The 6,420-nt window shown below is 55.4% G+C and carries 7 protein-coding genes; all 7 read right to left on the reverse strand.

Annotation, left to right across the window (positions count from 1 at the left end; translation table 11 throughout):
• Positions 1–231 precede the first annotated feature (231 nt).
• A complete protein-coding gene (bioD, locus tag ACNKID_RS07890) occupies positions 232–915 on the reverse strand; it encodes a dethiobiotin synthase (RefSeq protein ID WP_417912894.1) in 684 nt (227 codons plus the stop codon).
• A 2-nt stretch (positions 916–917) separates the two neighbouring features.
• The gene (locus tag ACNKID_RS07895; RefSeq protein ID WP_417912895.1) at positions 918–1,433 is read right to left on the reverse strand and encodes a bacteriohemerythrin; all 516 of its coding nucleotides are present in this window, start codon (positions 1,431–1,433) and stop codon (positions 918–920) included.
• A 97-nt stretch (positions 1,434–1,530) separates the two neighbouring features.
• Positions 1,531–2,076, reverse strand: coding sequence for a bacteriohemerythrin (locus ACNKID_RS07900; protein ID WP_417912896.1), 546 nt, complete (start codon positions 2,074–2,076; stop codon positions 1,531–1,533).
• Between the two features lie 6 nt (positions 2,077–2,082).
• Entirely contained in the window at positions 2,083–3,267 is a 1,185-nt protein-coding gene (gene proB / locus ACNKID_RS07905; RefSeq protein WP_417912897.1) for a glutamate 5-kinase, read from the reverse strand.
• Entirely contained in the window at positions 3,264–4,292 is a 1,029-nt protein-coding gene (gene obgE / locus ACNKID_RS07910) for a GTPase ObgE (protein ID WP_417912898.1), read from the reverse strand. The genes proB and obgE overlap by 4 nt, the downstream gene beginning before the upstream one ends.
• A gap of 15 nt (positions 4,293–4,307) precedes the next feature.
• Complete coding sequence (locus ACNKID_RS07915; RefSeq protein ID WP_417912899.1) at positions 4,308–4,970, reverse strand: DUF4276 family protein; 663 nt, start codon at positions 4,968–4,970, stop codon at positions 4,308–4,310.
• A gap of 3 nt (positions 4,971–4,973) precedes the next feature.
• Complete coding sequence (locus ACNKID_RS07920) at positions 4,974–6,206, reverse strand: AAA family ATPase (protein WP_417912900.1); 1,233 nt, start codon at positions 6,204–6,206, stop codon at positions 4,974–4,976.
• Positions 6,207–6,420: the final 214 nt, after the last annotated feature.

The following is a 6,420-nucleotide window of genomic DNA, read 5'->3' on the forward strand; positions in this document are numbered from 1 at the left end:
TAGCATGGAGGAGATCTCGAACGTAGCATGGAGGAAATCTCGAACGTAGCATGGAGCGACCCTCCATGCTACGTTGGAGGGTGGCTCCAAGCTCGTTGGGATATGCCTCCATGCCAGCATCGGGGATCACCCCATGCTAGCATGGACTTTTCCTGCGGCCCGCGCTTCACGCCAGGACGGTCATGCAGGAGTCAGAGCGGGCAGTTCAGCCTGACAGCGCCTGCGGACGCATCAGCAGGCGGCGGCGTTCAGCAGCAGGTTCCAATGCGCCGAGCGGCTTTCCTTCATGTCCGGCAGAAGAACGACATGCTGCGGGAAACCATAGCTGGCCAGCGCGTCGCGGAAGACACGGAGGGAGTCGCGAACGATTTCCGGCGGATGGCTGCCGTGCAGGTTGTAGACCAGGCCGAGCAGGGGCATCTGCCGCTGTTTGACGGCCTCAAGACAAAGCAGGGTATGATTGATTGAGCCGAGGCGGGGGGAAGTAACAAGAATCAGCGGCCACTGCTTGGCCTGAAGGTAATTGAGGAGAAGGAGCGAGCGGGTCAGCGGCACCAGCAGGCCGCCCGCGCCTTCGACAATGAGCTGATCAAACTGGGCGGAAAGACTGTCGGCAGCCTGATCAAGCCGGGCCGGATCAATGGCTGCGCCTGCCTTTTCTGCGGCAAGATGCGGCGAGGCGGCAAGCGGGAAGCAGTACGGGCAGGTCACGCGCTGCTCGTCCTCCGGCTGCCAGCTGATGCCCATCAGCCGGCGGTGCAGGAGGATGTCCTCCGGCTCGGCGCAGCCAGTCTGGACCAGCTTCATGGTCATGACCGACGCGCCTTGGTCGCGGAGATGGCGGGCGAGGAGGCCGGTGACGACTGATTTGCCGACTCCGGTGTCCATGCCGCAGACAGCGACAGGCGGCTTCATGCTCAGGCGGCCAGCCGTTTTTTCTGGAATAAGGAGAGGAAGCGGGCGAACACGCCAGGCTTTCTGGCAAAATCGCTGGCTGCGGCCTGTTCCGCCTCTTCCTTGGCCGCGCAGTCGCGCAAGGCGACATCCACCTTGCAAATGTGCTTGATCAGCCACGACTGGAGAAAGATATGCAGCTGAATGAGAGAGCCTCGCGTGATTGTTCCAGCAGTGAGCTTGTTTTTGCACTCGAGATACTTGGCGACAAAGCGGCGGTGCTCTTCCTCGTTCACCACCTTCATCGGATGATCGCTCTTGGCGAAAAGCAGTTCTTCATCGCGGAAATGATTGGCCGCATACTCACCAAGGAAACTGATCAGCTCGACCGCCTTTTCCTGCTCCTCCGGCTGCTCAATATTCGAGGCATCTTTTAGAAAGACAAGCAGGCTGTTCAGGCCGTCAAACAGCTCGTAGTGCTGCTCGTCAATATGCGCGTAGCCTGTAGTGTACTTTTGCTGATCCCATTTCAATGGCATGATGTTCCTCCAGAGAGTTCCTTCCTTGCAGGGCCTGACTGCTCAATCCTGCGGCAGCTGGAATATACAGGAAGGCGGAAGACTTGTCCATGCGGACCTATTTCCTCGCAAACAACGCAAGAAATTTGCTGAAAACGCCCTGTTTCCTTGCCTGGAGACGGCTGTTCTGAAGGAACGTTTCCATGCCCGGCTTTCCTGCGCATTCACGCAATCCCGTGTCAATTTTGACGATATGATTGACCAGCCAGAGGTTGAGAAAGATATGCAGCTGCATCAGGATGTCACGCGAGAAGACAGCATGGGCGAGATTGTCGTTATATTCGAGAAACTTTTCAAAGAATGCCTGATGCGCCTCTTTGTTGACCAAAGCCATGGGATGGCCGCATTGGGCGAATATCTCTTCTTCATCGCGGAAATGCTTCATCGCATATTCGCCGAGGAAATAGAGCAGCTCAATGACTTTTCCCTGATTCTCATCGTCATCTGTGACCAGTGAATTTTGCAGAAACAGTGTCAGTCCGTTCAAGCCGTCGAACAGCTCGCGGTGCTGCTCGTCAATATGGGCAAAGCCGGTGGCGTATTTCTGCTCATCCCATTGCAGCAGCGGCATGGCATTCCGCAAGAGCGCATCTTTCTTGTTCATGGCGGTTCAGCTGGCAAAGTGTCCGGCATGATCGAGCAGGACAAGGTTGTCCCGGTGAATCACCTCGTCGCTGTCGCTGAAGCCGAGGATGTTTTTGATCTCGCTGGTTTTGCAGCCTCTGATGCGCTCAATGTCCGCTGAGGCGTAGTTGACTAAGCCGGCGGCAATGGCCCGGCCATCAGGGCAGCGGCACTGCACCGGCGCGCCGACCTTGAAGCTGCCTTCCACCCGGACGATGCCTGAAGGCAGCAGGCTTTTGCCGCGCTCGACGATCGCCCGGCAGGCCCCTGCGTCGAGGTCGAGATATCCGGTAGGCCGCAGCACGTAGCCAATCCAGTGCTTCCTGCCGCTGATCTTCACTTTCTCCGGTAGGAAGAACGTGCCGACCGTCACCCCGGAGAAGAGTTCCTGCAGCACGTTCTTGTTGCGGCCAGGACCGATGAATGAGGAGCCGCCGCAGGCCGCGACCATCTTTGCCGCCCGGATCTTTGACTGCATCCCGCCGGTGCCGACCGTGCTGCCGCTGCCGCCTGCCATCGCCTCAATCCTGCTGTCCACCTTGGCCACGGTGTACACCGCCTTGGCCGATGGATCAAGGGCCGGATTGGCGGTGTAGAGACCGTCCACGTCGGAAAGCATGATGTACATGTCCGCGCCAATCATGTTGGTGATCAGCGCGCCGAGGGTGTCGTTGTCGCCGAAACGCAGCTCCTGCACGGAAACCGTGTCGTTCTCGTTGATAATCGGCACCACGTCGAATTCAAACAGAGCAAGGATGGTGTTGCGGACGTTCAGGTAGCGGTCGCGCTGAGAGAGGTCGGCGTGGGTGAGCAAGATTTGCGCCACCTTCTGGCCGCCCTGCTCAGCGAACCGCTGCTCGTAGGCCTGCATGAGAATGCCCTGGCCGACAGCGGCTAAGGCCTGCTTGACCTTGAGCGGCTCGCCGGGCTGTTTCTCCACACCCAGCCGCCGCCGTCCAGCGGCCACTGCGCCGGAGGTGACAAGAATCACGTCGCGGCCTGTGGCGCGGAGAAAACCGATCTGGCGGCAGAGGCTGTCCACTGCTTCCAAGTTCAGGCCCTCGGCATTGGTCAACACCGCGCTGCCGACTTTCAGCACCACAGTTTTGGCCTGATCAAACAGGGTCTGCCGGTAAAACAAGCCCTCCTCGCGGTCCACCTGAAAGGTCATGGCTGCGCCTCCTCTGCTTCCGCCGCGTCCTCCCGCTGCGCTTCCAGCAAGCTGCCGATGCGCTTTTTGAGCGCGTCAATGCCGATTTCATCCAAGGCGGAAATCAGCAGCACATCAGCCATGCCGTTGTCCGCAAACAAGGCCTTGACCGCCTCCTGCTCCTCCTCGTAGAGACAGTCCATCTTGTTCAGCACAATCAGGCGGGTACGGTCGGCCAGCTCCTCTTTATACGCCGCCAATTCAGAAGCCAGCACTTTGTAGTCCGCGAGCGGATCTTCGCTCGATGCGTCAATCAGATGGAGCAGAATGCTGGTGCGCTCAATATGACGAAGAAAGCGGTGGCCAAGGCCAAGCCCTTCGCTCGCCCCTTCAATCAGACCGGGAATGTCGGCGATGATGCAAGGCTTCTCGAATTTGAAATGCAGCACGCCAAGCTGAGGCTCCAAGGTGGTGAAGGGATACGGCGCAACCTTGGGATTGGCGGCGGAGAGCTTGGACAGCAGCGTGGATTTGCCCGCGTTGGGCAGGCCGATCAGTCCGACATCGGCCAGCAGTTTCAATTCCAGCCGCAGCCAACGTTCCTCGCCGGGCGTGCCAGGCGTGGCCTTGCGCGGGGCGCGGTTGGTGGAGGTGGCGAAGCGGGTGTTGCCAAGGCCGCCTCTGCCGCCCTGCGCAGCGAGAAAACGCTGGCCCGGCTCGGTCAGGTCAGACAGCAGCTCGTCCGTTTCCGCATCTCGAATCATCGAGCCGACCGGCACCGGCACAAACATGTCTTTGCCGCCGCGTCCGTGGCAGTCGCTGCCCATGCCGTGGCCGCCGCGCTCGGCCTTGAAATGCGAGCTGTAGCGGAAGTCAATCAGCGAGTGCTTGCCCGGATCGGCCTCTAAATACACGCTGCCGCCGCGCCCGCCGTCGCCGCCGTTTGGCCCGCCTTTGGGGACAAACTTCTCCCGCAGGAAACTGACGCAGCCGTTGCCGCCGTCGCCGGCCTTGACGAAAAACTTTACTTCATCTACGAAAGCCATTGTCTTGTTGCTGAGTTACTTTTGGGCCGCCATTTTTCTGATTCCGTCACGAAAACACTGGAAGCTTGGCGAGAGATTATTTTCAATGTCAAGCCGTGGGGGTATCTCTTTGGCCCAACTCTGTTTTTGTTTAAGAAGTTGTTTTGAACGCCTGCCATGCTTGCGAAGTTCAGCTATGCCGCCGGGATATACCGCCTCAGCAAGTTTTTCCCAAGTGCCGCATTGTGAATCTTGGACATAGCTATCCAAAACATCCTGCCTGGCATCAGGATACACTTGTTTAATTGCCTGCTGGTCACCAAAAAACCATGCTTCAAGCTCCTCAATGGCGATGCGAAACAGCGTATTTGGCTTTTTAGGACAGAAATGCAAGAGATCAGTCAGCTCTTTTTTGAATGCTGCGCAGTCTGGCCTGTCATCAAGGTCAACCAGCACAACTACGACAACATCATCATGTTCTCCATTGCCGTAGGCTCGAAGCTTTGACGGCAGGTTATGCAAAAGAGTTGGATCCTTTGTATAGGGCTTGGCTTCTGGATGATCCGGTAGTTTGCCAATCCCTCGATGCTTGTGTATCTTCCACGTGTGAGGATTACTATATTCGCCAAGAATTTTACCCATCAGGACGGAAAGGCTGGTCAGCTCAGTCTGCCCTTCGACAAGAATTTCAAAGTGCATGGTCTATCTCACATCCAGATAATCGCTGTACCATAATGCTCCGAGCGGCTGTCCCTCATTGACCATGTTCTGCACGAACCGAATTTCACTCGTCCTCTTCATAGCAGAAAAACCGTTCGCGCCTTTTTCAAGAACCCAAACCTCGTTTGGCTCTAGCGCATCCACAAAATAGGGCTGATGGGTGGTGATGAAAATTTGCGATGTTCCTTTTTTGCCGGTTGCGTGTTCACGAAATTCGTGCGCCAGCGTTTCCAGCAATTTGTGATAAAGACCGTTTTCCGGCTCTTCGATGCAGATGAACGGTGCCGGTTCCGGGTCATTCAGCAGGAGCAGATAACTGAACATCTTGAGTGTGCCGTCCGACATCTGCTGCTGCGTGAACGGTTTTACAAATCCCTTGTCTTGGAACAGTAGATATAGGTTGTTCGACACTGATTCCCGATACGGTTCAATCGTGCCGATCCCTGGAATTTTTGCTGAGATTTCGGAAAGAATACGTTTGAACACAACCGGGTGATTCCTCTCCATGTACTGAACGACATTGCCGATATTGTCGCCATGCAGATTGAGATGCTTCTGAATGCCTGCTTGAGGAATCTGCCGGGCAGCATCAGGCGTGAAATAGCTCAGATACCAGCTTTGAATAAAATTTTTAAATTTTCTGATGCGAGGATTTTCCTTGATGTGCTCGGCAAGTGTCATTATGCCAAGCTTATGTGGATCAAGAACCACCTCTTGTTTAGCAAAATCATCACCTTCCAAGCTGTCATCACCAATCCAGACACTTCCTTTTCCTTTTTCCAGATATAAAAATGACAACGGTCGTCCATTTTGATTCTTTTTCCGCTGTCGAAGTCGTTCCGAGGTCACAATAGGCAGGCCATCCTTTTCATCTTTCCCAATGGAAACTTCATAAGTTATAGGACGATCCGTTTTTGATTCTCGATAATATATCGTAATTGTTATCGGCTCACTAACACCTGCCGAAATTAATTTGTCGTAACCTCCTCGTTTTCTTGCATTGCAGGCTGTTTCAAGGTCTGTTTCCATGCAGTCAGCCAAGAAACCAAATGCATCGAATATCGAACTTTTGCCGACTCCATTTTTGCCGATCACTACAGTTAACGGTGTCAGAGGAACGGCATTTCGCAATTCTGGAACTGTGCCGATTCGCCCCATTGCAATGTCACGCAAGGAACGATAATTCTGAATTCTGAAGCCTTCAATCAGTGCCATGAGTTACCTGAAGCAAAGTTTTGTCAATGAGCTGGAAGTATTCAGTTACATATCCCCCCAACAAAAAACCCGACACCAAATTGGCGCCGGGTCAGTGCTTCTGCCTGTGCTTTGCGCAGCGCGGTCAGATCAGCAGCCTGCTCCGCATTGCTCTTGGGCGCAGGCGCAGGAAGCCTCGCAGCAGGCCGCAGCCGCCGGATATACTGACACCCGC

Source organism: Candidatus Electronema sp. TJ, from assembly GCF_048287355.1.
Classification (GTDB): domain Bacteria; phylum Desulfobacterota; class Desulfobulbia; order Desulfobulbales; family Desulfobulbaceae; genus Electronema.

Coding starts and splice junctions, on each gene's coding strand:
- bioD (WP_417912894.1), bottom strand. CDS start 915: ATGAAGCCGCCTGTCGCTGTCTGCGGCATGGACACCGGAGTCGGCAAA.
- ACNKID_RS07895 (WP_417912895.1), bottom strand. CDS start 1,433: ATGCCATTGAAATGGGATCAGCAAAAGTACACTACAGGCTACGCGCAT.
- ACNKID_RS07900 (WP_417912896.1), bottom strand. CDS start 2,076: ATGAACAAGAAAGATGCGCTCTTGCGGAATGCCATGCCGCTGCTGCAA.
- proB (WP_417912897.1), bottom strand. CDS start 3,267: ATGACCTTTCAGGTGGACCGCGAGGAGGGCTTGTTTTACCGGCAGACC.
- obgE (WP_417912898.1), bottom strand. CDS start 4,292: ATGGCTTTCGTAGATGAAGTAAAGTTTTTCGTCAAGGCCGGCGACGGC.
- ACNKID_RS07915 (WP_417912899.1), bottom strand. CDS start 4,970: ATGCACTTTGAAATTCTTGTCGAAGGGCAGACTGAGCTGACCAGCCTT.
- ACNKID_RS07920 (WP_417912900.1), bottom strand. CDS start 6,206: ATGGCACTGATTGAAGGCTTCAGAATTCAGAATTATCGTTCCTTGCGT.